At 68.4% G+C, this 26,233-nt stretch carries 18 protein-coding genes; 3 read left to right on the top strand and 15 right to left on the bottom strand.

Going from position 1 to position 26,233, the window contains the following annotated elements; all coding sequences use genetic code 11:
• The first annotated feature begins 182 nt into the window (after nt 1–182).
• From BMZ21_RS06235 to BMZ21_RS06245, 3 genes are all read left to right on the top strand, one after another.
• The gene (locus BMZ21_RS06235; RefSeq protein WP_091830974.1) at nt 183–1,640 is read left to right on the top strand and encodes a cation diffusion facilitator family transporter; all 1,458 of its coding nucleotides are present in this window, start codon (nt 183–185) and stop codon (nt 1,638–1,640) included.
• Nucleotides 1,641–1,700: 60 nt separating this feature from the next.
• Nucleotides 1,701–4,340: an aminopeptidase N gene (pepN, locus tag BMZ21_RS06240; protein ID WP_091830976.1), complete on the top strand. Its 2,640-nt coding sequence runs from the start codon at nt 1,701–1,703 to the stop codon at nt 4,338–4,340.
• Nucleotides 4,341–4,645: 305 nt separating this feature from the next.
• Nucleotides 4,646–6,916: a PAS domain-containing sensor histidine kinase gene (locus tag BMZ21_RS06245; protein ID WP_244543723.1), complete on the top strand. Its 2,271-nt coding sequence runs from the start codon at nt 4,646–4,648 to the stop codon at nt 6,914–6,916.
• A gap of 16 nt (nt 6,917–6,932) precedes the next feature.
• On the opposite strand, the gene BMZ21_RS06250 is transcribed toward BMZ21_RS06245, so the two are convergent.
• The 15 genes from BMZ21_RS06250 to BMZ21_RS06320 all read right to left on the bottom strand — a co-directional run bounded on the left by BMZ21_RS06250 (nt 6,933) and on the right by BMZ21_RS06320 (nt 26,203).
• Entirely contained in the window at nt 6,933–9,887 is a 2,955-nt protein-coding gene (locus tag BMZ21_RS06250) for a bifunctional [glutamine synthetase] adenylyltransferase/[glutamine synthetase]-adenylyl-L-tyrosine phosphorylase (RefSeq protein WP_244543724.1), read from the bottom strand.
• 43 nt (nt 9,888–9,930) lie between these two features.
• Nucleotides 9,931–11,394 (bottom strand): HAMP domain-containing sensor histidine kinase, encoded by a 1,464-nt coding sequence (locus BMZ21_RS06255; protein ID WP_091832317.1) that lies wholly within the window; start codon nt 11,392–11,394, stop codon nt 9,931–9,933.
• 37 nt (nt 11,395–11,431) lie between these two features.
• A complete protein-coding gene (locus BMZ21_RS06260; RefSeq protein WP_091830980.1) occupies nt 11,432–12,115 on the bottom strand; it encodes a response regulator transcription factor in 684 nt (227 codons plus the stop codon).
• 190 nt (nt 12,116–12,305) lie between these two features.
• Nucleotides 12,306–13,544: a trypsin-like peptidase domain-containing protein gene (locus tag BMZ21_RS06265; protein ID WP_091830982.1), complete on the bottom strand. Its 1,239-nt coding sequence runs from the start codon at nt 13,542–13,544 to the stop codon at nt 12,306–12,308.
• 117 nt (nt 13,545–13,661) lie between these two features.
• A complete protein-coding gene (locus BMZ21_RS06270) occupies nt 13,662–14,123 on the bottom strand; it encodes a cytochrome c-type biogenesis protein (protein ID WP_091830985.1) in 462 nt (153 codons plus the stop codon).
• 5 nt (nt 14,124–14,128) lie between these two features.
• On the bottom strand, nt 14,129–16,111 hold the full coding sequence (locus tag BMZ21_RS06275; protein WP_091830987.1) for a heme lyase CcmF/NrfE family subunit: 1,983 nt from the start codon (nt 16,109–16,111) through the stop codon (nt 14,129–14,131).
• Nucleotides 16,112–16,121: 10 nt separating this feature from the next.
• Nucleotides 16,122–16,640, bottom strand: coding sequence for a cytochrome c maturation protein CcmE (gene ccmE, locus BMZ21_RS06280; RefSeq protein WP_091830989.1), 519 nt, complete (start codon nt 16,638–16,640; stop codon nt 16,122–16,124).
• Nucleotides 16,637–17,740, bottom strand: a complete 1,104-nt coding sequence (ccmI, locus tag BMZ21_RS06285) for a c-type cytochrome biogenesis protein CcmI (protein ID WP_091830991.1) — start codon at nt 17,738–17,740, stop codon at nt 16,637–16,639. The genes ccmE and ccmI overlap by 4 nt, the downstream gene beginning before the upstream one ends.
• Nucleotides 17,741–17,816: 76 nt before the next feature.
• Nucleotides 17,817–19,193, bottom strand: a complete 1,377-nt coding sequence (locus BMZ21_RS06290; protein WP_091830993.1) for a sensor histidine kinase — start codon at nt 19,191–19,193, stop codon at nt 17,817–17,819.
• Nucleotides 19,194–19,200: 7 nt separating this feature from the next.
• Complete coding sequence (locus BMZ21_RS06295; RefSeq protein ID WP_091830995.1) at nt 19,201–19,863, bottom strand: response regulator transcription factor; 663 nt, start codon at nt 19,861–19,863, stop codon at nt 19,201–19,203.
• Between the two features lie 46 nt (nt 19,864–19,909).
• Complete coding sequence (locus BMZ21_RS06300; RefSeq protein ID WP_091830998.1) at nt 19,910–20,236, bottom strand: PepSY domain-containing protein; 327 nt, start codon at nt 20,234–20,236, stop codon at nt 19,910–19,912.
• 52 nt (nt 20,237–20,288) lie between these two features.
• Complete coding sequence (locus BMZ21_RS06305; RefSeq protein ID WP_091831000.1) at nt 20,289–24,218, bottom strand: baseplate multidomain protein megatron; 3,930 nt, start codon at nt 24,216–24,218, stop codon at nt 20,289–20,291.
• Nucleotides 24,218–24,664 (bottom strand): NlpC/P60 family protein, encoded by a 447-nt coding sequence (locus BMZ21_RS06310; RefSeq protein ID WP_091831003.1) that lies wholly within the window; start codon nt 24,662–24,664, stop codon nt 24,218–24,220. The genes BMZ21_RS06305 and BMZ21_RS06310 overlap by 1 nt, the downstream gene beginning before the upstream one ends.
• On the bottom strand, nt 24,661–25,551 hold the full coding sequence (locus tag BMZ21_RS06315) for a DUF2163 domain-containing protein (RefSeq protein WP_091831005.1): 891 nt from the start codon (nt 25,549–25,551) through the stop codon (nt 24,661–24,663). The genes BMZ21_RS06310 and BMZ21_RS06315 overlap by 4 nt, the downstream gene beginning before the upstream one ends.
• A gap of 10 nt (nt 25,552–25,561) precedes the next feature.
• Nucleotides 25,562–26,203, bottom strand: a complete 642-nt coding sequence (locus BMZ21_RS06320; RefSeq protein WP_091831007.1) for a DUF2460 domain-containing protein — start codon at nt 26,201–26,203, stop codon at nt 25,562–25,564.
• Between the last annotated feature and the right edge of the window lie 30 nt (nt 26,204–26,233).

Below are 26,233 nucleotides of genomic sequence, written 5' to 3' on the forward strand. Positions count from 1 at the left end.
GTTTGTCTCCCGGGGTTGATCTGGTTGATGGATCGGGCCAAACCGGCGCCATTCCAAGCATGTCCCGCAAAAGTGTCAGCCACTTTTGCGACAAGAACATGCTCAACTCATAATTGGCGTCATGTCAGCCCGGTTGATCACAATCGGGCTGACATGACGCCTGGGGCTCGCGCGGACCTATCATGAGCGAAACGCAGGATCGCACGCCGAACCCGGCCGGCTCGGTGTCGCCCACCGAGGTCTCCCGGGTCAAGCAGAAGGCCGCGACGCTGTCGGTGATCGCCAGCGTCGTGCTGACGCTCGCCAAGTTCGGCGCGGCGATCCTCTCCGGCTCGCTCGCCCTGATGACCGACGCGCTGCAGGGGCTGATCGACATCGGCTCGACCATGTTCACCTGGTTCGCGGTGCGCGCCGCCGACAAGCCCGCCGATGACGAGCACCATTACGGCCACGGCAAGTTCGAGGCGCTGGCGGCGCTGCTGGAGACCGCGATCCTGTTCGGGCTCTCGGGGGCGATCCTGTGGGAGGCGGCCAACCGGCTGTGGAGCGGCAGCGAACCGCATGTCGCGGTGACGCCGCTGGTCATCGGCGTGCTGCTGTTCTCGCTGATGGTCGACGCGACGCGCTGGCGTACGCTGACCATGGTCGCCAAGGAGACCCGCAGCGAGGCGCTCTCGGCCGAGGCGCTGCATTTCGCCACCGATTTCGTCGGCACGGCACTCGTCCTGCTCGGCCTGATCCTGACGCGGATGGGCGTGCCGATGGCCGACAGCGCGACCGCTCTCGCTCTCGCCGTCTTCATGATCGCCACCGCCGTGAAGCTGGGGCGGCGCACGGTCGACACGCTGATCGACGCGGCGCCGAAGGGTGTCGCCGAGCGCCTGCGCGACGCGGCACAGGGCGTTGCCGGCGTCGTCAATGTCGAATGGCTGCGGCTGCGGCCGGCCGGCGGCGTGGTGCAGGGCGAGATCGGCATCCAGGTCTCGCGGACCCTGCCACTCGACCGTGTGACGGCGATCAAGGAAGACCTGCTGCGGGCCCTCGTCGCGGTCGAGCCGGATTCGGCGCTGACCGTCACCGCCAACCCTGTCCAGGTCGACGACGAGACGGCGCTGGAGCGCGTGCTGCTGATCGCGCTGAAGATGAAGGTGCCAGTGCACCATGTCAGCGTCCACACGATCGGCGGGCGGCTCGCCGTCTCGCTCGACATGGAGGTCGACGCGCTTCTCCCGCTTGGCGAAGCCCACGAGGTCGCCACGCGGCTGGAGAACGCGATCCGCGCCGAATTCGGCGGCGAGACCGAGGTCGACACCCATATCGAGCCGATGGAGACCGGCCAGCCTTCCGGCCACAACGCGCCCTGGGAGGTGGTCGAGGCGATCGGCAAGGCGATCGCGCAGGAGGCGGCCGAGGCCGGCGGCCCGGTCCGCGACATCCACAGCGTCCGCGTGCGCGAGACCCGCAACGGCCTGGTGGTGAACTACCATTGCCGGGCCGATGGCGCGCTCGACGTCGCCGCCGTGCATCGCGCCGTCGACAAGATCGAGCGCAAGGTTCGCGAGGCCCGGCCGGATGTCTGCCGCTTGGTCAGCCATGCCGAGCCGGCCATCACGTCAGACAAGCCACTCGCCCTGTCCTGACGGCTTCCGCCGCGGTCCCGGGCCCCATAGATAAGAGCGACTGAAGGAAGCGAACCTGCCATGCGCGCCGAAGACGCCCCGCTGATCCGCCTCGAGGACTACCGCCCCTCCGGCTGGCTGATCGACACCGTCGATCTCGACATCGTCCTCGATCCGACGCGGACCAAAGTGCGCTCCCAGCTGCAGCTGCGGCCAAACCCGGCCGGCCATGCGGGCGCGCCGCTGGTGCTCGACGGCGACGAGCTGGCACCGGATTCGATCCTGCTCGACGAGGTCCCGCTCGATCCGGCCCTGTATTCCCTCTCACCCCAGGGGCTCACGATCCACGCGCCGCCGGCGCGTGCGTTTTCGCTCAGGGTCGAGACGACGCTCGACCCCGGCGCCAACACCAAGCTGATGGGGCTCTACCGCTCGAGCGGCGTCTACTGCACGCAATGCGAGGCGGACGGCTTCCGCCGCATCACCTATTTCCTCGATCGTCCCGACGTGATGAGCGTCTACACGGTCCGGCTCGAGGCGAGGAAAGCCGAGGCGCCGGTGCTGCTCTCAAACGGCAACCTCGTCGCCGCGGCCGAGCTGCCCGGCGGCGAGCGGCATTTCGCCGTCTGGCATGATCCGCATCCGAAGCCGGCCTATCTCTTCGCGCTGGTCGGCGGCAAGCTCGACCATGTCCGGCAGCCTTACGTCACGGCCGATGGCCGCAAGGTCGAGCTTGCGGTCTATGTCGAGCCGGGCAAGGCCGGGCGCGCCGGCTGGGCGCTGGAAAGCCTCGTGCGCTGTATGCGCTGGGACGAGCGCGTCTTCGGCCGCAACTACGATCTCGATGTGTTCAACGTCGTCGCCGTGTCCGACTTCAACATGGGCGCGATGGAGAACAAGGGTCTCAACATCTTCAACGACAAGTATGTCCTCGCCGACCCGCTGACGGCGAGCGATGGTGACTATGCCTCGATCGAGGCGATCATCGCACATGAATACTTCCACAACTGGACGGGCAACCGCATCACCTGCCGCGACTGGTTCCAGCTCTGCCTGAAGGAAGGCCTCACCGTCTTCCGCGACCAGGAATTCTCCTCCGACGAACGGTCGCGCCCGGTTAAGCGCATCGCCGATGTCCGCACCTTGCGCTCGACGCAGTTCTCCGAGGACGCCGGCCCGCTCGCCCATCCGGTCCGGCCGCGCGCCTACAAGGAGATCAACAACTTCTACACGCCGACGGTCTACGAGAAGGGCGCCGAGCTGATCCGCATGCTCAAGGTGCTGATCGGCGAGGACGCCTTCGCGCGCGGCATGGACCTCTATTTCGAGCGCTGCGACGGCACGGCCGCGACGATCGAGGAATTCCTCGACTGCTTAGTCGAGGCCTCCGGCCAGGATCTCGCCCATTTCGCCGGGTGGTACGAGCAGGCGGGCACGCCGACCGTGGTCGCCTCCGGCAGATACGATGCGCAGGCGAAGAGCTACACGCTGCAGCTGGCGCAATCGACGCCGGCGACTCCCGGCCAGTCCGAGAAGAGGCCGGTGGTCATCCCCGTCGCGCTCGGCCTCGTCGGCAAGGGCGGCGACCTGCCGCTCGCCAGCACCTCGCCGGCGCTGAAGGCCGGCGGCGTGGTGGTGCTCGACCAGCCCTCGCTGTCCGTGACCTTCACCGACCTGCCGGAGGCGCCGACGCCGTCGCTGCTGCGCGGCTTCTCGGCCCCTGTCCGGCTCGAGCTCGACCTCGGCGACAGCGAGCTGCTGCGACTGTTCAGCGCCGACAGCGATTCCTTCAATCGCTGGCAGGCGCTGCAGACGGTCGCGACACGGGCGCTGGTGCGCGCCGGCAAGGGCGACGGCTCCGCGCTGGATACGACCGCGACCGACCTCGCCAAGGCGCTCTCCGAATTCCTCGCCGGCCCGGCACTGGCCGACCCAGCCTTTGCCGCACAGGTGCTGCGCTTGCCTGCCCCGGCCGACATCGCCCGCGAGATCGGCCGTGATGTCGACCCGGATGTCGTGCATGGCGCCCATCGCCGGCTTTCCGCCGCGATCGGTGTCGCACTTGCGGATCATCTCGCGGGCCTGCGCCAAGACCTCGGCGAACGCGGCCCCTATTCGCCGGCGGCAGCTCCGGCCGGGCGGCGCGCCCTCCGCAACGAAGCGCTCGGCCTGATCGCGCTCGGCGCTCCCGCCGAGGGCGCGCGGCTTTCGCTGGCCCAATTCGCCGAAGCCGACAACCTGACCGACCGGCTCGCAGCCCTCGCCGCGATGACGCTGATCCCCGGCGCCGAGCGCGAGGAGCTGATCGCCCGCTTCGGCGAACTTTATGCCCGCGAGCCGCTGGTGCTCGACAAATGGCTGATGGCGCAGGCGCTGATCGCCGAAGACGGCACGCTCGCCCGCGTGAAGGGGCTGATGAACCACTCCGCCTTCTCGCTCGGCAATCCGAACCGGGTGCGTGGCCTCATCGGCGGGTTCGCGGCGAACCTGACCCAGTTCAACCGCGCCGACGGCGAGGGCTACGCCTTCATCGCCGACATTGTCATCGCGCTCGACCGAACCAACCCGCAGGTCGCCTCGCGCCTGCTCGGCTCGTTCAAGAGCTGGCGCATGCTGGAGGCGGGGCGCCGGGCCAAGGCGGAGGCGGCTTTGCGCATGGTGCAGACGACGCCCAACCTGTCGCGCGACGTCGCCGACATCGCCGCTCGCTCGCTGGGTTGAATGGGGTGCCTCGGAGGGCTTCTGTGCCCCCTTCGAGGCCTCTACACCCTCGCCAGAATCGCCCGTTAACCGCCTGCCCAGCCAAAGGTTAACGAAGTCCTGCGCGCGCAAGATTCAACCGATTCGCCGCTACAACCAGCGCGCGCAAAACAACGGGCAGGGCGTAGTTTCCGCTAGACAAAGCGAGTCCCGCGGATTCAACTGACTGTGATTCGGGGATGCGGCACGTCTCTCGATCTTACTGTCGGTACATCGCTTTCCGAAGGGGGACGGGCATGACGCGTGCAGACGCGGCTTGCGCACACGTGCGCGCAAATTCAGTTCTGGGCGTAGCACGATCCCTGACACATCCGCTCTATAAGCGCTTCGAGCAGCTGGAGCCGACGTTCCGGAAAGTCATTCCGGCGCTCGTCGCGGGCTTCGTCCTGCTCCTTGCCCTGGGCGCCTACGTCCAGACCTCGGCCCTGCGCGATGATGCCATCGACGATGCCGCGACCGACCTGGAAGCACTCGCCGCGTTGCTTGTGCGCGAACTCGATCTAGCCTCGAAAGACGACAAGCGCCCTGACGGCGTCCTCGCTCCCCTGTCGACCAAGCATATCGCCGGCCGCGGCCGCATCGTCTATGTCAGCGACGCTGGCGGGCGACTGGTCGCCGGTGAGCCGGCGATCGGCGCCAGCGAGCGCAACCTGGTCGACGTGCTCGGCCCCGGGCAGGCCTTGACCGTCTTCGCCGATCGCGCCGGCGTGATGCCGATCACGCTGCCCGGCGGCGTCGAGGCGCTCGCCACCGTTCGCAACCTCGCCGCCCCGCTCGGCCAGGTCGCGGTGCTGCATCCGGTGAAGCGCGCGCTCTCGACCTGGGACGAGCGTCGGCGCTCCATCCTCGTCCTGTTCGGCTCGGCGGCGATCGTGCTCGCGGGCATCACCGCCGCCTTCGTGCTGCAATCGCGCCGGGCCCGCGCCGCCGACGAGGATTGCGACTGCGTGCGCGACCGCATCGACACAGCACTGAGCCGTGGCCATTGCGGCCTGTGGGACTGGGACCTCGCCAGGGGCCGGATGTACTGGTCGGATTCGATGTACGCCATGCTTGGCTACGATCGCGCCGGCGAGTTCATGTCCTTCGGCGAGGTCAATGCTTTCATCCACCCCGAGGATGCCGACCTCTATGGCCTGGCCGATGCGGTCAGCCGCGGCGAGACCGACCATCTCGACCAGGAATTCCGCGTCCGCAACGCCTCGGGCGAATGGGTCTGGCTGAAGGCAAGGGCCGAGCTCGTCACCGATCGCCGAACCCATGCCCAACATCTCGTCGGCATCGTCGTCGACATCTCCGAGCAGCGCCGCATGGCCGCCCGCACCGCTACCGCCGATGCCCGCCTGCGCGACGCGGTCGAAGCGATCTCGGAAGCCTTCGTGCTCTGGGACGCCGAACAGAAGCTCGTGCTCTGCAACGCCAAGTACCAGCAGCTGCACATGCTGTCGCCGGAGCTGGTGCGCGCCGGCACGAGCTACGAGCAGATCATGAGTCACAGCGCTCAGCCGAGCATCGATCGCGAGCCGGTCCGCAGCGTGCGCGCCGGCTCCGGCAGCCACTCCTACGAGGCGAAGCTCTCGGACGGGCGCTGGCTGCAGATCAATGGCCGCCGCACCAAGGATGGCGGCTCGGTCTCGGTCGGCACCGACATCACCATGCTGAAACAGCAGGAGGAGCGCCTGACCCGCTCCGAGCACGAGCTGCTCAAGACCGTCACCGACGTCAAGGCCTCGCGCCAGAAGCTCGAAGCGCAGGCGCAGCAGCTCGCCGAGCTGGCCGAGCTCTATCTGGAACAGAAGGCCGCCGCCGAAAGCGCCAACCGCGCCAAGTCCGAATTCCTCGCCAATATGAGCCATGAGCTGCGCACGCCGCTCAATGCCATCCTCGGCTTCTCCGAGATCATGGATGACGGGCTGTTCGGCCCGCTCGGCTCCGAGCGCTATGTCGAATATGTCCGCGACATCCGCTCCAGCGGCGGCTACCTGCTCGCTGTGATCAACGACATTCTGAACATGGCGCGGATCGAGGCCGGCAAGATCGAGCTCGAAAAGACCGACGTTGCACTCGACCTCGTGGTCGGCGAGGCGATCAGCTGCCACCGCGAGGAGATCACGCGCAAGCGGCTCTCCCTCACCAGCGATCTCGGCAGCGAGATGCGCCTCGAGGCCGATGCGCACGCACTCTTCCAGATCGTCGGCAACCTCGTCGACAACGCCATCAAGTTCACGCCCGAGGGCGGCCGGATCGCGGTCCGGGTCAAGCCGGCGCCCAATGCGCTGAACCTCTATGTCGAGGACAGCGGCATCGGCATCCCGCGCGAGAAGATCGGCCGGATCGGGCGCCCGTTCGAGCAGGTCGAGGGCGATCTCATCCGCAGCCATGGCGGCTCGGGCCTCGGTCTCGCCATCGCCCGCTCGCTCGCCGAGCTGCATGGCGGCTCGCTGCGTGTCCGCTCGATCATGGGTTCAGGCACGATCGTGATGGTCCACCTGCCGTTGAAGGGCCCGGCGAACGCGGAGCTCGAACAGGCGGCCTGAGGAGAGCGCCCTGCGCTCAGGCCTTCTGCGCGGCGCCCAATATCTGCTTGAACAGGCCACGGACCATCGCCCGGCGCTCGTCGAGCTCCGCCTTCAGCACCTTGGCATCCGGCAGGCCGACCGCCGTCGCGATCCGGCGCAGGACGCGCTCCGGCACCGCCTTGGCATCGAAATCCTCTTCCATCGCGAAACGCTGCCAGAGCTGTACGTCGCCGATGAAGCGTGCCGCAGCCGCGAGCCGCTCCGCCTCTCCAGCGGCGATGACGCCGGTGTCGCGCGCCGCCGCGAAGACCCCCGAGGTCGTGCGGGCGAGGAGCTGCGGATGGTCGTGGCCATGAGCGAGCACCAGGAACTGGGCCAGGAAGTCGAGATCGGTCAGCCCGCCGGCGGCGAGCTTCAGATCCCAAGCGTCGTTCTCGCCCTTCTCCTTGGCGATGAGCGCCCGCATCTCGGTAACGGCGGCGGCGACCTTGGCCGGCTGGCGCTTGCGCAGCAGGATCTCGCGGATCGCGGCTTCGACCTTGTCCCGCAAGCCGGCATCGCCGGCGACGACGCGGGCGCGGGTCAGCGCCATCTCCTCCCAGATTTCGGCTTCGCCCTGATGATAGGCGGTAAAGCCGCCGAACTGCGTCGCCGCAGGGCTCTTGTTGCCGGCGGGCCGCAAGCGCATGTCGACCTGGTAGAGCGTGCCGCGCCGCGTCGGCACGGTCAGCGCCGCGACGAGTCTCTGGGTGAAGCGGACATGCCACGTCACCGGATCGAGCGGGCGCTTGCCGTCACTGGCCTCGGCGTCCTCCGGACGGTCGTAGAGCAGCATCATGTCGAGATCGGATGATGGAGTGAGCTCGCCGGCTCCCAATCGCCCCATGCCGAGCACGACCGCCTCCGCGCCTTCGACGAGACCATGGTCGGCGGCGAAGGCGGCGCGGGTATCGTCGAAAGCGACGCGGATACTGGCAGCAGCCGCTGCGGCATAGCCCTGCGCCGCCTGTTCGGCATTGATCACGCCGGAGAGCAGCCGGGCTCCGACCAGAAAATTCTCCTGCCGGACGGCGTCGCGCATGCGGTCGAGCCCGTCCTCGACGCTGGGCGGCGGCGTGCCGACCATGGCACGTACGCGCTGCGCCACACGCTCGGCATCGTGGCGCGGGGCGCTGAAGGCGGGGTCGATCACCGCATCGAGCACATGCGGATAGAGCGCCGCGACCTTGGCGAGACGCGGCGCGCTGCCGAGAATCTCCGCGAAGAGCTGCAGCAGGGCTTCATGCGAGCGCAGCAGCGTCAAAAGCTCGACCGCAGCCGGCATGCGCACGAAAGCGTTGTCGAGATGGGCGAGCGCGCCATCCGGGTCGGTGGTGCGGCCGAGCGCGACGAGCAGCGCCGGCGTCAGCTCGGTCAGCACCTCGCGGGCGCGGGCGCTGGTGACGGCGGCGCGGCGGCCGAAATGCCACCCGCGCACCGTCTCGGCCGCTGTCGCCGGCTGGCGGAAGCCGAGCTTGCCCAATGTCGCCAGCGTCTCCGGATCGTTCTCGGTACCGGTGAAGGAGAGAGAGCCGGCTTCACTTGCGAGGCTGGGCGCGTCCTCGAACAGCAGGGCATAATGGCCCTCGACGCGCCTGGCATGCGCCTCCAGATCCTTGCCGAGGGCCTTGGCCGAGGGATAGCCGCAGAAGCGGGCGAAGGCGTCGAGATCGGCGGCGTCCGTCGGCAGGGTCTGCGTCTGCTCGTCATGGCGCATCTGAAGCCGGTGCTCGATCGTGCGCAGCCAGCAATAGGATTCCGTCAGCTCGTCGCGGGCCTGTGGGCTGATCCAGTTCTCCTTCGTCAACTCGCCGAGCATGTCGAGCGTGCGCGGCCCGCGCAGCGCCGGGCGCCTGCCGCCGAAGACAAGCTGCTGGGTCTGGACGAAGAACTCGATCTCGCGGATGCCGCCGCGGCCGAGCTTGACGTTGTGTCCGGGCAGGCTGAGCGTCTCGAAGCCCTTCACCGACTGGATCTGGCGCTTCATCGCATGGATGTCGGCGATGGCGGCGAAGTCGAAATATTTGCGCCAGATGAAGGGAGCGAGATCGGCGATGAAGCGGCGGCCGAGCTCGATATCGCCGGCGACAGGCCTCGCCTTGATCATCGCGGCGCGTTCCCAGTTCTGGCCGACCGTCTCGTAGTAAGCGTAAGCCGTCGGCAGCGCGACGGCGACATGGGTCGAGCCGGGATCAGGCCGCAGGCGCAGATCGACGCGGAAGACATAGCCGTCCGGCGTGCGCTCCTGGATGATGCGGGCGATCTGCTGCGTCAGCTTGACGAAGAAGCTCGTGGGCTCGCCGACGCCGGCGGCCTCGGCCATCTCCGGATCGAAGAAGACGACGATATCGATGTCGGAGGAGTAGTTCAGCTCGCCGGCGCCATGCTTGCCGAGCGCCAGCACGACAAGCCCGGAGCCCTTGCCGGGCTCATTGGCGTCGGGAAGCTCGATCCGGCCGAGACCGGCGGCCTGATGCAAAGCGTGCTCGCTGGCAAGCTTCACCGCCATGTCGGCGGTGGCGCTGAGCGCGGCGGTGACCGTCTCGACCGGCCAGATGCCGCCGATATCGGCGAGCGCCAGCAGGAGCGCCATCGCCTGGCGAAAGCGGCGCAACTCACGCATCAGGTCGGCGGTCGCGGTTTCCGGCGTGGCGAAGGCAGCGATCCCGGCCAGCAGCGCGTCGCGGCGCTCGCCAGGATCGGTCGTCAGCGAGGCGAGGAGCCCCTCCGGATCGCGCCGCATGATCTGGGTCAGGAAAGGCGAGTGCGCGAGAATACCGGCAACGAGCGCGGCCGAGGCGTCATGACCCGTCAGATGGGCGGCGAGTCGTTCACCAGCCTCGGCATCGAACAAGCGCTCGATCAGCTCCTCGCGCCAAAGCGCCTTGATCTTGCCGCGCGCCGGCAGGACGGGCGCCGCCTTCAGGCGTTGGCATAAGGGCTCGCCCACACTGACCTCCGCGTCGACCGGCTGAGCGAGCCTTAGCCCTTCGTCATGCCGACTGGAACCCTGCCCCGTCAGACTGCGATGTCGAGCCTTGCGGCACCTCCGCGGCAGAGCTGTCCACAGGAGGAGGACTGGCCGGCAGCGACATTACGACATCGAGCCCCGGCGCATTGTCCGACAGGCGGATTGCACCGCCATGCAGACGCGCGACGGCAGAGGCCAAGGCGAGCCCAAGTCCGAAGCCCGGCTTGCTGCGGCTCTGATCGAGCCGGACGAAGCGCTCCAGCACACGGCCGCGATCAGCCTCGGGGATGCCGGCACCGTGATCGGCGACACCGAGCTCGACCATGTCGCCGACACGCCGCGCCGTCACCACGACCGTCGCCGGCGCATCGCCCTCCGGCTTGCCGTATTTCAGCGCGTTGTCGATCAGATTGGCCAACGTCTGGCCGATCAGCTCGCGATTGCCGGTGAGCGACAGGCCGGGCTCGACGGAAGCCGACAAAGTAAGGCCTGCCTCCTCGGCCAGCGGCTCGTAGAGCTCGGACAGCCCGTCGACGATCTCGGCAAGATCGAGCGGGGCCATGCTGTCGCTGATCTGGCGGGTTTCGAGCCGCGCGATCATCAGCAAGGCGTTGAAGACGCGGATCAGCCCATCGGCTTCCTCGATCGCGCCGTCGAGCGCGCTGCGCAGCTGCTCGGGCGACTGCGCCGTGCGCAGCGCCTCCTCGGCACGGTTGCGCAGGCGGGTCAGCGGCGTCTTGAGGTCGTGGGCGATGTTGTCCGAGACCTGCTGCATCCCGCTCATCAGCTCGCCGATGCGGTCGAGCATGGCGTTGAGGTTCCCGGCCAGCCGGTCGAGCTCGTCGCCGGTGCCGGCGATGGCAAGCCGGCCCTTGAGATCGCCGGCCATGATCGAGCGGGCAGTGTCGTTCATGCCGTCGATGCGCTTCAGCACCCGCCGCGCCACGAACCAGCCGGCGAAGCAACCGAGCACGACGACGAGCAGGACCGACCAGGCTGCGGCGCGCTTGATCACGACGCGCAGGCGCTCGCGCTCCTCGACATCGCGCCCGACCAGCAGGCGAAAGCCGGCCGGCAGCATGAAGACGCGGACGATGGCGTGATTGGTCTGGTCCAGCGTTTCCGAGGAGCGCGCGTATTCGATCTCGCTCTCGCCCTGGCGGTCGAGCGTGCCCGGCGGCAAGGCCTCGATATTGCCGGCGATGCGCTCGCCCAGCGGCGTGGTGACGAGATAGAGCGAGGCGCCGGGCCCACGCGAGCGCCGCTCGATGACCTGGACGAGCCGCCTGATGCCGCCGAGGCGCTGCTGCTCGGCCAGCCCCTGGATCTCGGCATCGATGGTCGAGCGGATCTGGTCGTCGAGCAGGTTCTTGGCGTTCCAGGCGACATATCCCAGCACGAAGATGGCGAAGATCGCGAAGACGACGAGATAGATCGCCGTCAGCTTGAAGGCCGTCGTGCGGACAAGATGCGGCAGGAAGCGCAGGCGACCGGCCGGCTGCTGCCCTTCGGCCGCCTGGCCGTCAGCGAGCTGTGTCACGGACCATGTATCCCGCACCGCGGATGGTGTGGATCATCGGGTGCTCGAAGCCCTTGTCGACCTTGGCGCGCAGGCGCGAGACATGAACGTCGATGACATTGGTCTGCGGATCGAAGTGATAGTCCCAGACGTTCTCGAGCAGCATGGTACGGGTCACCACCTGGCCGGCATGCTTCATCAGATATTCGAGCAGGCGGAACTCACGCGGCTGCAGCGCGATCTCCTCGCCGGCGCGGGTGACGCGGTGCGCCAGCCGGTCGAGCAGCAGATCGCCGACGCGATAGGTGGTCGGCTCGGAGGCCGGCGCGCCACGACGGCGCGAGAGCACCTCGACCCGGGCGAGCAGCTCGGAAAAGGCATAGGGCTTGGGCAGATAATCGTCGCCGCCGGCGCGCAGACCTTTCACCCGGTCGTCGACCTGGGCGAGTGCGGACAGGATCAGCACCGGCGTGGTCTCGCCCTGCTCGCGCAGGGAGCGGATCACCGAGAGCCCATCCATGCGCGGCAGCATGCGGTCGACCACGAGCACGTCGTAGCCGCCGCCCTGCGCCATGGCATAGCCCTCGAGGCCATCGAGGGCATGGTCGGCGACATGGCCGGCCTCGCGAAAGGCCTTGACCAGATAGGCTGCCGCTTCGGCGTCGTCTTCAACGATCAGGAGTCGCATGGCGACACGCTACCTCAACACAAGGAAAAGCGGCAGGCCGGAGGTGACGATCCGACCTGCCGCCGTGACGGCTGGCATTCCCGGCAGGGGGCGACGTGACAACCGGGAGAAACCATCCGCCCGGAACATGCTCTTGCAAGGTGGACTGACGCTACGCGCCCGAGCATGCCCCGATTTGGATAGTCCCGGGTCAGGCCGCCGGCTGGCGCCCGACCTCGAACGAGACCTCGCGCTCCTTGCCGTCGCGCCAGATGGTCAGGCTGGTCTTGGCGCCCGGTGCGAAGGTGGCGATCTTCCTCGACAGCTCGCGCGCATCGGCGATCTTCTCGCCGTTGACCGCGAGGATGGTATCGCCGCGCTTGAGGCCGGCCTTGGCAGCGGGGCCATTGGGCTGCGCCTCGGCGATCAGGGCGCCCTTGGCATCCTTCAGGCCGATCGCGTCGGCGACTTCGGCGGTGACCGGCTGGATCTGCACGCCGATGAAGCCGCGGGCGACCGAGCCATGCTCCTTGAGCTGCTCGACGACACTCTGGACCGTGGCGGCAGGGATCGCGAAGGCGATGCCGACATTGCCGCCCGACGGCGAGTAGATCGCGGTGTTGACGCCGATGACCTCGCCCTTCTGGTTGAAGGTCGGGCCGCCGGAATTGCCGCGGTTCACCGCCGCATCGATCTGCAGGAAGTCGTCATAGGGACCGGAGCCGATGTCGCGCCCCTGGGCCGAGACGATGCCCGCGGTCACGGTGCCGCCGAGGCCGAACGGATTGCCGACCGCCAGCACCCACTCGCCGATGCGCGGCTTGCCGGTGGCGAGCTGGACGAACGGATAGTTTCCGGACTCGTTGACCTTGAGCAAAGCGAGATCGGTGCGCGGATCGGTGCCGATCACCTTGGCCGAGAGCGTCTTGCCGGCATCGGTGACGAGCTGGACCTCGGCTGCGTTGGCGACGACATGGTTGTTGGTCACGACATAGCCGTCCTGGCTGATGAAGAAGCCCGAGCCCTGCGAGAGCTGCACGCGCGGCTGTTGCTGCTGCGGCCCACGCGGGCCCATGCCCTCCTCGCCGAAGCGACGGAAGAAGCGCTCGAGCGGATGACCGGGAGGCAGGCCTTCGACGCCGGCCGGGCCGTCTTCATCGTTGGCGCTGGCGACGACCTTGGCCTTTACGCGGACGGAAACGACGGCGGGCTTGACCCGGTCGACGACGTCGGCGAAGGACGGCAGCTGCGTCTGCTGCAGGCCGGAGAGCTGGACCGGCTGCGCATTGGCGGCGCCGTGGGTATTGAGGAAATTGTCGGCGAGGCCGGCCATCAGGCCGATGCTCAGCGTCGCGGCGCCGGCAACGATCGCGCCGCGCTTCAGGATCGAGCGGGCGGTGGCCGGCGAGCGGGTCGTGGTGTCGGGGGTGTTGTTCTCTTGGGCGGTCATGGGTCTCACCTCGATGCGGGAGGCAGGGCCTTCCCTGCTTCGTGAGATGGACCATGACGGGCGGCGCCTTACCTGGATTTCGCCCGACGATGACAGTTTCGTAAGGTTGGCGCGCCGTCAGCCGCGGTCGTCGCGTAGGAGATCGTCGAGCCGGCGCTGTTCCTCGGCCGTCAGCGTCACACCAGCCGGTGCCGCAGCGAGATTGCGACGACGCCAGAGGAAGATGGCGCCGAACAAAACGATCACAAAGGGCGCGGCCCACAGCGCGATCGTGCGCGCGTTCATCGGCGGGCGCAGCAGAACGAAATCGCCATAGCGCGCCACGACGAAATCCATCACCGCGCCGTCGCTGTCGCCGGCGGTGAGCCGCTCGCGCACCAGGACACGCAGATCCTTGGCGAGCGGCGCGTCTGAATCGTCGATCGACTGGTTCTGGCAGACCAGGCAGCGCAGGCCGGAGGAAATCTGCCGCGCGCGCTGCTCCAGCGCCGGGTTCTTCAGGACCTCGTCAGGCTGCACGGCGATGGCCGGCGCTGCAAGGGCCAGCGATCCGACGAGGAGGAGCGGGAGCGCGCGCATCGGGCTCACTCGGCCGGCTGCGGAAGTGCGGACGGTGCCGCCACGCGACGCGGCGCGGCCAGCCGGAAGCGCCGATCGGTCAGCGAAAGCGCGCCGCCCGCCGCCATCACCAGCGCGCCGATCCAGATCAGGAGGATCAACGGCTTGTCATGCAGTTTGACCGCAATGGCGCCGCTGGCGTCGGGCTCGCCCAGGCTGATATAGGCCTGCCCGAGCCCCACGGTGCGGATGCCGGCCTCGGTCGTCGGCATGGAGCGCGCCGTATAGATGCGCTTCATCGCCTCGACCGGCTTCAGCTCGCGGCCGTCGGCAACGATGCGGAAGCGGGCCGCATCCTCGCGATAATTCGGGCCGGTGCGTGGCGTCACCGCCTCCAGCGTCACGGTGTAGCGGCCGCTGGTCAGGCTTTCGCCGACCTTGAGCATGCCGATCGCCTCGGTGCCCCAGGCCACGGCGGCGATGCCGATCACGCTGATGCCGACGCCGGCATGGCCGAGGGCCGTGCCCCAGGCCGAACGCGGCAGGCCCTTCGCGCGCGACAGAATTGCCGATGCGCCGCTGGCGCGGCCGACGACGCGTTCGCCGACCTCCCAGAACGCTCCGACGACCAGGAAGACGCCGAGCCCGATGCCGAGCGGCGCCAGTACGGGACCGCCTCGCACGAAGGCGAAGATCGCCAGCGTGGTGACGACGCCGAGGCCGAAGGCCACCTGGGCGCGCTGTGCGGCGCCGAGCAGATCGCCGCGCTTCCAGGCCAGGGTCTGGCCGATCGGCAGCAGCAGCAGGAGCGGCACCAGCAGCGGCACGAAGGTGGCGTTGAAGAAGGGCGGGCCGACCGAGATCTTGTCGCCGGTGACCATCTCCAGCACGAGCGGGTAGAGCGTGCCGATGAAAACGGTGGCGCAGGCTGTCGCCAGGAAGAGGTTGTTGACGACGAGGGCGCTCTCCCGCGAGACCGGCGCGAACAGGCCGCCTTGCTTCAGGAGCGGCGCGCGCCAGGCAAACAGCGCGAGCGAGCCGCCGATGAAGGCGATCAGGATGCCGAGGATGAAGAGGCCGCGCTGCGGGTCGCTCGCGAAGGAGTGCACCGAGGTCAGCACGCCCGAGCGGACGATGAAGGTGCCGAGCAGCGAGAGCGAGAAGGTCAGGATCGCGAGCAGGATCGTCCAGACCTTGAGCGCGTCGCGCTTCTCCATCACCACGGTCGAATGGATCAGCGCCGTGCCGGCAAGCCAGGGCATCAGCGAGGCGTTCTCGACCGGGTCCCAGAACCACCAGCCACCCCAGCCGAGCTCGTAATAGGCCCAGTAGGAGCCCATGGCGATGCCGAGCGTCAGGAATGTCCAGGCCAAAAGGGTCCAGGGCCGGACGGCGCGGGCCCAGACTGCGTCGATCTTGCCCTCGATCAGCGCGGCGACGGCGAAAGCATAGGTGATCGAGAAGCCGACATAGCCGACATACAACAGCGGCGGATGGATCGCGAGGCCGAGGTCCTGCAGGATCGGGTTGAGGTCCTGCCCCTCTCCCGGCGCCGGGACGAGCCGGCGGAACGGGTTCGAGGTCAGCAGCGTGAAGGCGAGGAAGGCAACGCTGACGCTGCCTTGCGCCGCGAGCGTGCCGGCCCGCAGCTTCGGCGGCAGCGAACGGCGCGACAGCGCGACCAGCGCGCCGAACAGCACGAGAATGAGGACCCAGAGCAGCATCGAGCCCTCATGGTTCCCCCAGACAGAGGTCAGCTTGTAGATCAGCGGCTGCGTCGAGTGGGAATTGGCGGCGACATTCTCGACCGAGAAGTCGGAGACCACATAGGACGCCATCAGGCAGCCGAAGGAGAGCGCAACGAGCAGGAAGCAGGCGATCGCGGCCGCGGGACCGACCGATGCCAGGGCCGGATCGTTCCGGGCCACGCCCCAGAGCGGCACGATCGTCTGGACGACCGCGACCCCGAGCGCCAATGCCAGGGCGAAATGACCGATCTCGACGAACACAGGCGCAGCCCTATTTCGTGGCCGGCGCTGCGGGGGCGCCGGGTTTGGTTTCGCCGGGCTGCCAATGGCCCTGCTTCTTCAGCGCGTCGGCGACCTCGCGCGGCATATAGGTCTCGTCATGCTTGGCGAGCACGGAATCGGCGCGGAACCGGCCCGCCCCTTCGAGCACGCCTTCGGTGACAACGCCCTGCCCTTCGCGGAAGAGATCGGGCAGCAGGCCGGTATAGCTGACCATTGTCCGGGTCTTGCCATCTGTCACGGCGAAGCTGACGCGCTGGTTGGCACCACGCTCGACCGAGCCGGTCTCGACCAGGCCGCCGAGGCGCAGGCGTGTGCCGGGCGTCAGGCCCTTCTCGACGATCTCGGTCGGGCCATAGAAGAAGACGATCGAATCCCGCAGCGCATAGGCGACGAGGCCGGCCGCAAGACCAAGAACGACGCCGGCCGAGGCGATCACCACGAGGCGACGCTGCTTGCGGGTGAGGCGCTTGCGCGGCGGCGTGGCGGGGATACCGGCCTGGACGGTCATCGCGACGCCTCCTGCAGGCCGAGTTCGCTGCGCAGGCCGTCAAGGGCGGACGACGCCGACTGATCGGAGCTCAGGCGCTGGCGCGCTGTAGAGAGCGATCTCTGCGCTGCCGCGCGATCTCCCAGGACGGCCTGCGAGCGGATCAGCCGAGACCAGTCGGCGAGGCTGCCGCCGCCTTCGGCGAGCCGCGCGGCGAGGCCGTCGACCATGCCGCGGATCGCACCCATACGCTCGGCCTCGGGCAGGCTGGCGATCGCGTCGGACGGTGGGGAGGAACGTTCCAGTCCTTCGAGGCGAGCCCGGACGGTCGCCGTCCAGGGGGCATCGGCCGGCGCGTCTGCGAGCAGAGCCTTCAGCGACGCGATCGCGGCCGGCACCTGCCCGTCCTGCTCCTGCGCGATCGCCATGAAGAAGCGGGCGCGCGGATTGGCCGGATCGAGCTTCAACGCCTCGGCGAGGGTTTCACGTGCAGCCGCCGTGACGACGCCGCCGGCAGCGAGAATCTGCGCCTCGGCCTGGCCGCCAAGCCGCTCGGTCGTCGCACCGTCGTAGCGGACAGCATTGGCGAAGGCCTTCGCGGCATCCTCGAAGCGGCCCTGGCGAAGATAGACCGGGGCGAGCACGTTCCAGCCCTTGCCGTCGGTGGGGTTGGCGGCGAGATGCGCCTCGATCCGTGCCAGCGCCAGCTCGAAATCCTGTGCCGGATTGCCCTGCATGCGCGCCGCGAGCGGCTGATCGGGAAGCGTCGGCGAGCCATAGGCGCCATAGACCAGCAGGGCCAGCAGGGGTACGCAGGACAGCGCGATGGCGGACGCTGCGCGGCGCCGACGCAGCGCCGGCTCGCTCTCACCGGCGGGAACGGTCTCCGACGCCGTCTCGCGCAGCAGCCTGCGCGCGGCTTCGGCCTTGGCCGCCTCGGCCTCGACGGCACCGATCAGCTTCCGGCCAAGATCGCGATCGATCTCGGCGAGTTGGGCCCGGTAAAGCGCGGTCGCTCCGGCCGTGTCGGCGGAGAGTGCCGGCGCCCGGCGGCCGAGCGGCCAGAGCACCGCCATGACCGCAGCCCCCGTCATGGCCGCGAAGATGATCCAGATCAGCATTCGCCGTTCATAACCGTTCGAAGGTGCCTGTTCATGTCCGAAGATGGCGACAAAGGGTCACGCGGGCAATGCGACGTCAGACCGCCGGCAGGACGAGACGGGCGCGGAGGCCACCGAGCGGCGAACGCTCCAGCGAGAGACCGCCGCCATAAAGCTTGGCGAGATCGACCACGATCGAGAGGCCAAGTCCCGAGCCCGGCGTCGTCTCGTCGAGCCTTCGGCCGCGCTTGAGGACCTCGGCCATCGCCTCGTCGGGCAGGCCGGGCCCGTCATCGTCGATCAGCAGGACGAGGCGCCCTTCCGGTGCCTGCGCTTCCGGTACCAGGCTGACCTGGACTTCGGTACGCGCCCATTTGAAGGCGTTGTCGAGGAGATTGCCTAGCATCTCCTCGAAATCCTGCTTTTCGCCGCGAAAGCGGACGCTGGCGGGCACGGTGTGGCTGCCCTCGATCGCCCTGCCCTGCGCGATCTTCTCGAAGGTACGGATCAGCGCGTCGAGCGAGGGAGAAATCTCGCAGATGCCGCCGAGCGCGCCCGACAAGGCCGCGGCCCGGGCCCGGTCGAGATAGTACTGGACCTGGTCGCGCATGATCGCGGTCTGATGGCGGACTGTCTGGGCAAGCACGCCCTGGCTGGCTTCGGCCTCGTTCTGCATCACGCTGAGCGGCGTCTTGAGGGCGTGGGCGAGATTGCCGACCTGGGTGCGGGCGCGTTCTAGGATCTCGCGATTGGCATCGATGAGCTGGTTGAGCTCACCCGCAAGCGGCGCGAGATCAGGCGGATAGCGTCCGGCGATACGGGTGCTCTCGCCGGTACGCACTGTGCCGACGGCCGAGCGCAAACGCGCCAGTGGACGCAGGCCGAAGCGCACTTGGGCGATCGTCGAGGCGACAAGAGCGAGCCCGAGGAAGAGGAAGGTCAGCGTCAGGGCGAAGCGGAAATCGCGGATATCGCCCTCGATCTCGTCGGCGGGCGCGGCGACCCCGACGGTGAAGCGGCCATCCTCGCCGACATCGATCTCCCGTTCGAGCACGCGCAGACGCCGCTCGTCCGGCCCCGAGATATAGCTCTCGCGCAGGCCGCGCGGATTCGGCTGCAGATTCTGATCGAGCAGTTTCGGCAATTGCCCGCCTACCAGCGAGCGCGAGGTACGCACGCTCGGACGCTCGCCGTCGAGCCGGATGATCTGCCAGTACCAGCCGGAAAGCGGCAGGTCGAACCGCGGCTCGCCGAGATCGCCGATCGCCTGGCGCTCGGCCTCGGGTGGCGCGGCGAGGTCGGCGACCAGTTCCTTGATGTAGACGCTGAGGCGCTCGTCGAAGCCGCGCTCGGCCGTCCGCCGATAGAAGGTCGTAAGGCCGAAGCCGGCGAGGATCAGCACCAGCGCGCAGCAGATCGCAGCCGAAATGAAGAGCCGCGCGCCGAGCGAGAAGCGCTGCCGCGTGACCGGCATGGCGCCCTCAGGCTTTCGCGGCAGCGATATAGCCGAGGCCGCGTACGGTCTCGATGACGTCGACGCCGAGCTTCTTGCGCAGGCGGCCGACAAAGACCTCGATCGTGTTGGAATCGCGGTCGAAATCCTGGTCGTAGAGATGCTCTACCAGCTCGGTGCGCGAGACCACGCGGCCCTGATGGTGCATCAGATAGGCGAGCAACCGGTACTCGTGCGAGGTGAGCTTGACCGGGTTGCCGTCGACGACGACGCGGCTGGCGCGGGTGTCGAGGCGAACAGGGCCACAGATCAGCTCGGCCGTGGCATGACCGGCCGCACGGCGCAGCAGCGCGCGAACGCGAGCCAGCAGTTCTTCGATGTGGAAGGGCTTAACGACATAGTCGTCGGCGCCGGCGTCGAAACCGGAGACCTTGTCGCTCCAGCGGTCGCGCGCCGTCAGGATCAGCACCGGCATGGTCTTGCCCGCCCGGCGCCACCCCTGCAGCACGGCGACGCCGTCGACCTTGGGCAAGCCGAGATCGAGGATCACTGCGTCATAAGGCTCGGTCTCGCCGAGATAGAGGCCTTCCTCACCGTCGAGCGCCTTGTCGACGGCATAGCCGGCATTCTCCAGCGCATTGACGATCTGGCGGTTGAGGTCCTTGTCGTCCTCGACGACGAGCAATCGCACGGCGGCTTTTCTCCGATTGGCGGATCAGGAACGGGAAATAGCGGAACTAGCGGATATCCGCCACCTTGCCGGAGGCGCCGTCGAGCGTGACCCGGGCGACGCGGCCGTCGCGCTTCATCGTCGTCACCACATAGACGAACTCGTCGCCCTGGCGGCAGAGCCTGATCCGCAGGACTTCGCCAGGCGCCGCCTCGCGGGCATGGCGGGAGGCCACCGCCGGCTGCATGACCTTGCCGTCCGACACCGCCTCGCGCGTTTCCTGAGCTGACAGGCACGCGATCGGCGGCGCCGCATCGACCGGTTCCACCGGCGAGGCAGTCGCGGTCACAAGCGCGAGAATCGCGACGTTGGGGTCGAGCAGCATCATCGCCATTGGGCTAGCCCGGCATGCGTGAATGCGCCATGAACATCGGCGTGAGGCTAGCTCAGCGCACGGCGATGTGTCCACGCCGGGAAAGGCCGACACCCGCAACAATGCTGAGTTGCACCAATTCGACGTCCAGCACAGCCTGGACGCTGCCGAAATCGGCGAGTTCCTGGGCGGTTTCATAGAGCATCGTCGGTGCGCCGACATCGATGATCCTGATGACCTCGTCGCCGGCGCGTATCGTGACGCGATAGCGCTCGATCTCCTCGCCCAGCGGGACCTCGACCGCTTCCCAGGAATCGCCGCCGACGCGGCTGCGCCGAACCCAGCTCAAGGCGACACCGGACGGCAGGCGCCTGGCGCGCGGGCGCACCGGGGCAAGTGGCCGCAGCGCTGCTGTTCCGACAGTGGCGGAGAGCTCGCGCATCGAGGCCGACGCGACATCGGCATTGGGCGGCCCGATCCGGTAGCGCAGATGCCGGCCGACATCGTCGAGGCTCGTGGTCAGCGCGACCGCCGCGCCGTCGAGGACAACCACGCGCGCTCCAGCCGCCAATGTCCGTGCCGCCGCCACCTCCGAACCGCCGAGCCCACGCACCATCTGCGACAGCCGGAATGTCCGTGCGCCGATCAGTTCGACCCGCGCCGCCGTCACGATCTCGACCTGCCCGGCAGGATCGATGAAGGCGAGCGCGTTGGCGCCGGCGAGCGCCTCTTCCGCTGCGACCGAGGCAAGACCACCACCACGCAGGCGGACATCGACGAAGGCATGCCGATCGGTCCGCCAGAGGGGACCGGGCCTCAGTGTGGTCAAGGTCTCGCCCATGATCGAGGGGGCCGCGACGATGCCAGCCAAGGCGAACGGCATGCCATCGGTGGCGCGCCAGATCGCAAGCCCGCCGGGCCAGGGATCGGCGAAGGCTGCGAGGGATTGCAAGGGCGGCGGCGTGTCCCGCACGATCGGCAGGTCGAGGATCAGTGCATCCGGCCGGCCGGCGATCCGCGGCGTCACCTTCGGCAGGCGTGTCTCTGCCGCTCCCGACGCCGCACCGCGATAGATCGCAGGCTCGACCGAGCGCGCATCGGCGCGCCGCGTCGGACCATCGCTGATGCGCGTCAGCCGGAACAGGCGCGGCTGGCCGGCCACCTCCAGGGAGACGACGTCGCCCGCCTCGAGGTCGATGCAACGCGGCGACAGATCCAGTTCGAGCGTTTCGCGGCCGGCCCAGATCTCCTGCAGCCGTTGATCGGCAAGCCGTTGCCCTTCGGCCCGGCGCGTGACCATCGGGAGCTCGACGGCATTTTCCCGCCGCGCGGCCCCGGCAAGGCGGCGCGAGCGCGCCGTCGCCTGGCGGTAGTCGTTATTGCCGTCGATATGAACGAGGCGCAACTCGCGTGGCAGTTCGCTCTCCTGCGCGCGGCGCAATTCGAAAGGCTGGCCGTTGCGATCGAGCACAAGGTCATCCGCCGACAACGCTCGGGCAATCGTCGCGGCGCGGCCACGGAAGGCGAGCCTGCCGGACGAGATGACGGCATCGAAGCCGAAGGCCTGGGCCAGCGGTTCGAGCGCCTGGCGCGCGGAAATCGGTCGATCCAGGACATAGCCGTCGGCGAAGCCGTCGATGGCGAGCTCGTCCGGCGCCGGCAGGCCGTAATCGGCCAGGATAGTCCGGACCAGCCGATCGAGCGTCACCCCCTCCAGGCGACCGTTGATCCAGTGGCCGGTCTCGTAATTGCTTCCGTCGGCCCAAACCGAGGTCAGGTCCGGGAAAGCGGGGAACGGCCTGGCGTCCCAGGTCCAGACGAAGATGTTGGCCGGATCGACCATGCGCGGGCCGAGCGAAAGCCAGCTCGGGTTGCGCTGTGGATCGAAACCGGGAAGCGAGGGGTCGAAGCCCGACAGGATCGCCTCGATACCGCGCGCCTGGACGAGATCGTCACGCGCCTTTGTCGAGAAATGCGGATAGCCGCCATCGATCGATTTCGGGTCGGGAAAGACGTTCGGCGAATTGCCGCCCTTGTCGACGGCCGGCAGGCCGATTTCGGTCAGCCAGATCGGCTTCGAGCCGGGCAACCAGCCGGTCGCGCCGATCTCGAAACCTGCGAAGCGCTCGACATGCGGGTTCGACCACCAGTTCGGCAGGTCCTTTGGGCGGAAGATCCAGGGCTTGTCGAAGGCGCCGTCGGTGATCGGCAGGCGCGTCTGCGCGTAGCGGGCCGACAGGCTGGCATAGTACCAGTCATAGCCTTCGCCCGAGGTCAGGCGATGGCGCAGATAATCGACATCGGCGGGACCGCGGGCGATGGAAAGATCGGCATGATCCGGCGTGTCGCGCCAGTCGGAGAGCGGCGCATAATAGTCGATGCCGATCGCGTCGATATGCACGCTGGCCCAGAGCGGATCGAGCGGAAAGCGCACCTCCAGCCCGCCATCGGTCGCATGGGCGCCATATTCGGTCCAGTCGGCGGCATAGGTCAGCTTGGTCGGCGGCGGCAGGATGGAGCGGACCTCGGCCGCGAGCGCAACCAGGCCCGCAACCATCGGATAGGAACCCGGTGCACTGCGCACCCGCGTCAGTCCGACCAGCTCGGAGCCGATGATGAAGCCCTCGATGCCACCGGCCGCCTTGGCGAGCATCGCGGCATGCAGCACAGCGCGGCGGAAGCTCCACTCGCCGGGCCGCGCGCAGACGATCCGGTCGCCGTCGAGCGAGAAATCCGCAGCCGTGGCCGAGCCGAGGAAGCTCGCGATCTGCCCGGTCGCGATCGGCGTGCCGTCGGGTGACCCGAACTGGCCCGGAGCCGGTGAACAGGTGATCCGGCCACGCCAGGGATAGGGCGGCTGCGAGGCGTTGCCGGTATGTGGATCGGGCAGCGCGTTGCCGGCGGGCACATCCATCATCACGAAGGGATAGAGCACCACTTCGAGCCCGTAGACATGGCGAAGCCGCCGGATCAGCGCAATCACGCTCTCGTCCGAGGGCGTGCCGCCATAGGCCGGCTTGCCGCTCGACTGGCTCACGAGGCGCGCGCTCGTCCGGTCGACTCCTGCGACCGACCAGGGCGTGTCCGGCGTATTCTTGTCGGCGATCTCGACGCGCGGGGCGATGGTGCAATGATCCGCCCGCAGATCGTCGCCGAACCAGCTGACGACAAGGGAGATGCGCCGCAGGTTCGGGCAAAGCGCCAGCAGATGTGTGATCGCACCATCGATATCGGTGGCGCTATGCAATTGATGCCGGTTCTCGGCGACGGTGACGCCGGCTTCGGGCTCCTGATTGACCAGGGTCGGCTGGTAGATGAATTCGCTCGCGCCGGGGATCAGCGTGACCGCCCGGATCATCTGGCCGAGGCCCGGCACCGCGCGCACCACCTCGAAGGAGAATTGCGGCACGCGATTGCCGTAGTCGGCGAGCGGGAAGCGCTCGAACACGACATAGGCCGTGCCGCGATAGGCCGGAGCAGCGCCGGCCTCCTTGGCCGCGATCAGCGGATCGAGCTCCTGGTTCTCGAAGCCGCGATGGATGCGCAGCGCGACGGTGTTGAAATCGATCTCGCGCCCATCGGCCCAGATGCGGCGCACGAAAGCGATCGGCCCCTCGCAGACCGCGACCGCGAGATTGGCGTAGTAGCTGTAAGTGGTCTCGTAGGTCTTCTGCGCCTTCTGCCCGCCCTTGCCTCCGGCCTTGGTGCGGGTGACAGTGGTCGTCACCTCTTCCTCGAAGCGCGTCGCCCAGATCAGCTGACCGCCCAGCCTGGCCCGACCATAGATGCGCGGGATCGGCGCGCCCTCGGTCGAAGCGAGGCCGTCGATCTCCTTGAGGCGCGGGCCTTCGACGATGCGCGTGCCGCCGCCCCCGCCAAAGAGGCTCTGGTCGAGGCTCGCACCGGCGATCGCGCCGAGCGAACGGCCGATCATGGCACCGAACGGGCCGCCGACGGCGGCGCCCAGTACCGAGCCGGCGACCTGCAGAACAAGCGTGGCCATCAGACGTCGAGCTCCGGAAAGGCGAAGGCATGGCTGAGATGGCGCCGCCACCAGCCGGTGAAGGCGGTCTCGCCGACTGCGGCGCCGTCATGGGCGTGCAGGATGCGGTCCGGCTCGGTCAGGACGGCGCAATGCGCCGCCGGCAGATGCGCCCGCCAGCGGAAGAGCAGCATGTCGCCGGGACGGGCCTCCTGCGGCTTGACCGGGATCAGATGACGCTCCGCAGCCTCTGCCAGCGTCTCGCCCGAGCCCTGCTGTGCCCAATAAGGCGAATAAGGTGGCGTCGGCTCCGGCTCGCTGCCGTAGAGATCGCGCCAGACGCCACGCACCAGGCCGAGGCAATCGCAGCCGACTCCGCGGAGCGAGGCCTGATGGTGGTAGGGCGTGCCGAGCCAGCCACGCGCCGCTGCGATGACACGCGCCCGTGTCGCATGTGCGCCGGTCATCGGAATAGGCTCCCGCCGTCGAACGGCCCGGCGCCGGGGTCGCCTGCCCCCGTGCCGCCGATGATGAAATCGTTGCCCGGCAGATGCGGGAAACCGCGGAAGTTGACGCCATTGCCGAATTTGTCACGGCAGGTGGCGAAGCGCTTGTCGCAGCCGGGGAGTGCCGTGAAGAGATCACCGACAGCGATCGGGCGCGGCGCCGCCTGCCAGAGTTGCAGGATGACGGCGCCGTCGGCATTGCGATGGCTGCGGATCTCCGTGGAAAAGCCAGCGTTCTGACCCGACTCGAAAACCAGCCGTCCCCCGCTGAAGCGCCCGTCCTGGAAACTGCCGAGGACCGGCGCCGTGATCGTGAGCCGACCATCGGTCACCGAGACCGTTCCAAGCGCCGGAAGCGCAAGGACGCCGCAGCGGGCATCGCCGAGATCGGCGGAGCAGCCCGCGGTGTAGAGCCGGCCGCGCTCCTCGTCGAAAGCCTTGCCGAGACCCCGGACCTCCGCGGTGAAATTGCTGTCGCTGCGTTTCACCTCACCGACGAAACCGGTCTCCAGCAAGGTACGCTGGCTCGGATCGACCCAATTCACCAGCCAGAGCGCGACGCGGGCATCGTCATAGAGGCCACGCGACAGGTCCTCCTCGCTAAGGCCGCTCGCCGCCAGGGCTCCGATCACCTCGCCGCCACCGGTCGCAAAGCCGAGTTCCGAGCTGGCTTCTGCGGCTTCCAGGCCGGCGTTCGCTCGAAACAGGATGCAGTCGAAGGAGAGATCGCGATCGTGATCGGTGAAGCCAAGCACTGCGCCGTCGCGGCGCGTCAGGCTCCAGCACCGGCACAGCGTGGTCGCATCGCCGGCGACATGCGCGGCGAGCCCGGGGGATAATGTCCGCATGGCGAAGCCTTCAGTCGGCGATCTCGACGATCGGGATTCTGGGGATGTCGCCGGCCTCGAAGGCCGACAGGTCGACCTCGATCGCATCGGTGTCGAAGCGAACGGGAGTGTCGAAGGCAAAGCCGGCACTCACGACAGAGCCAGCCGGCGGAGCATGGCCGACGGCGAAAGTGATCAGCCCGCTCGCGTGGTCGCAGGAGACGACCGCCGGCTGCGGCTTCGCAACGCCGTCTACGGCGATCAGCACCGTTCCCGCGACCGGCTTGGTGATGCGGCGGACATAGGGCGCGTGCAGGCCGCCATAGAGCTTGCAGAGCTGGAAGACCCGTGTGGCGCCGTCGCCGATCCCGATCTGCTGGTCGCTCGCCGCAGGTGTCGCCGACGGGGCGCAACTCTTCCAGTCGAGCCGGTCGCGCCAGCGGAACCCATAGAGCCGTCCGCGCCGCTCCTCGAAGAAGGCGACGACCTCGGCCAGGGCATCGAGCGTCCGGATGCCGAAGCCGGCATCGTAGCGCCGGCGGGACTGGGCCCAGCGGCTGTTGCGGACCTCGCGGCCCGAAGCCAGCGTCACCACCTGGGTCAGCCGCTCCGGCCCGCCGCGGGCGCCGCGCGCGATCCCCGCGGGAAAGCGCACCTCATGGAAGCCGCTCATGACGCCTCTCCCTGTCCTGTCATGCTGCGG

The sequence above is a fragment of the Allobosea lupini genome (genome assembly GCF_900109525.1).
Lineage (GTDB): Bacteria > Pseudomonadota > Alphaproteobacteria > Rhizobiales > Beijerinckiaceae > Allobosea > Allobosea lupini.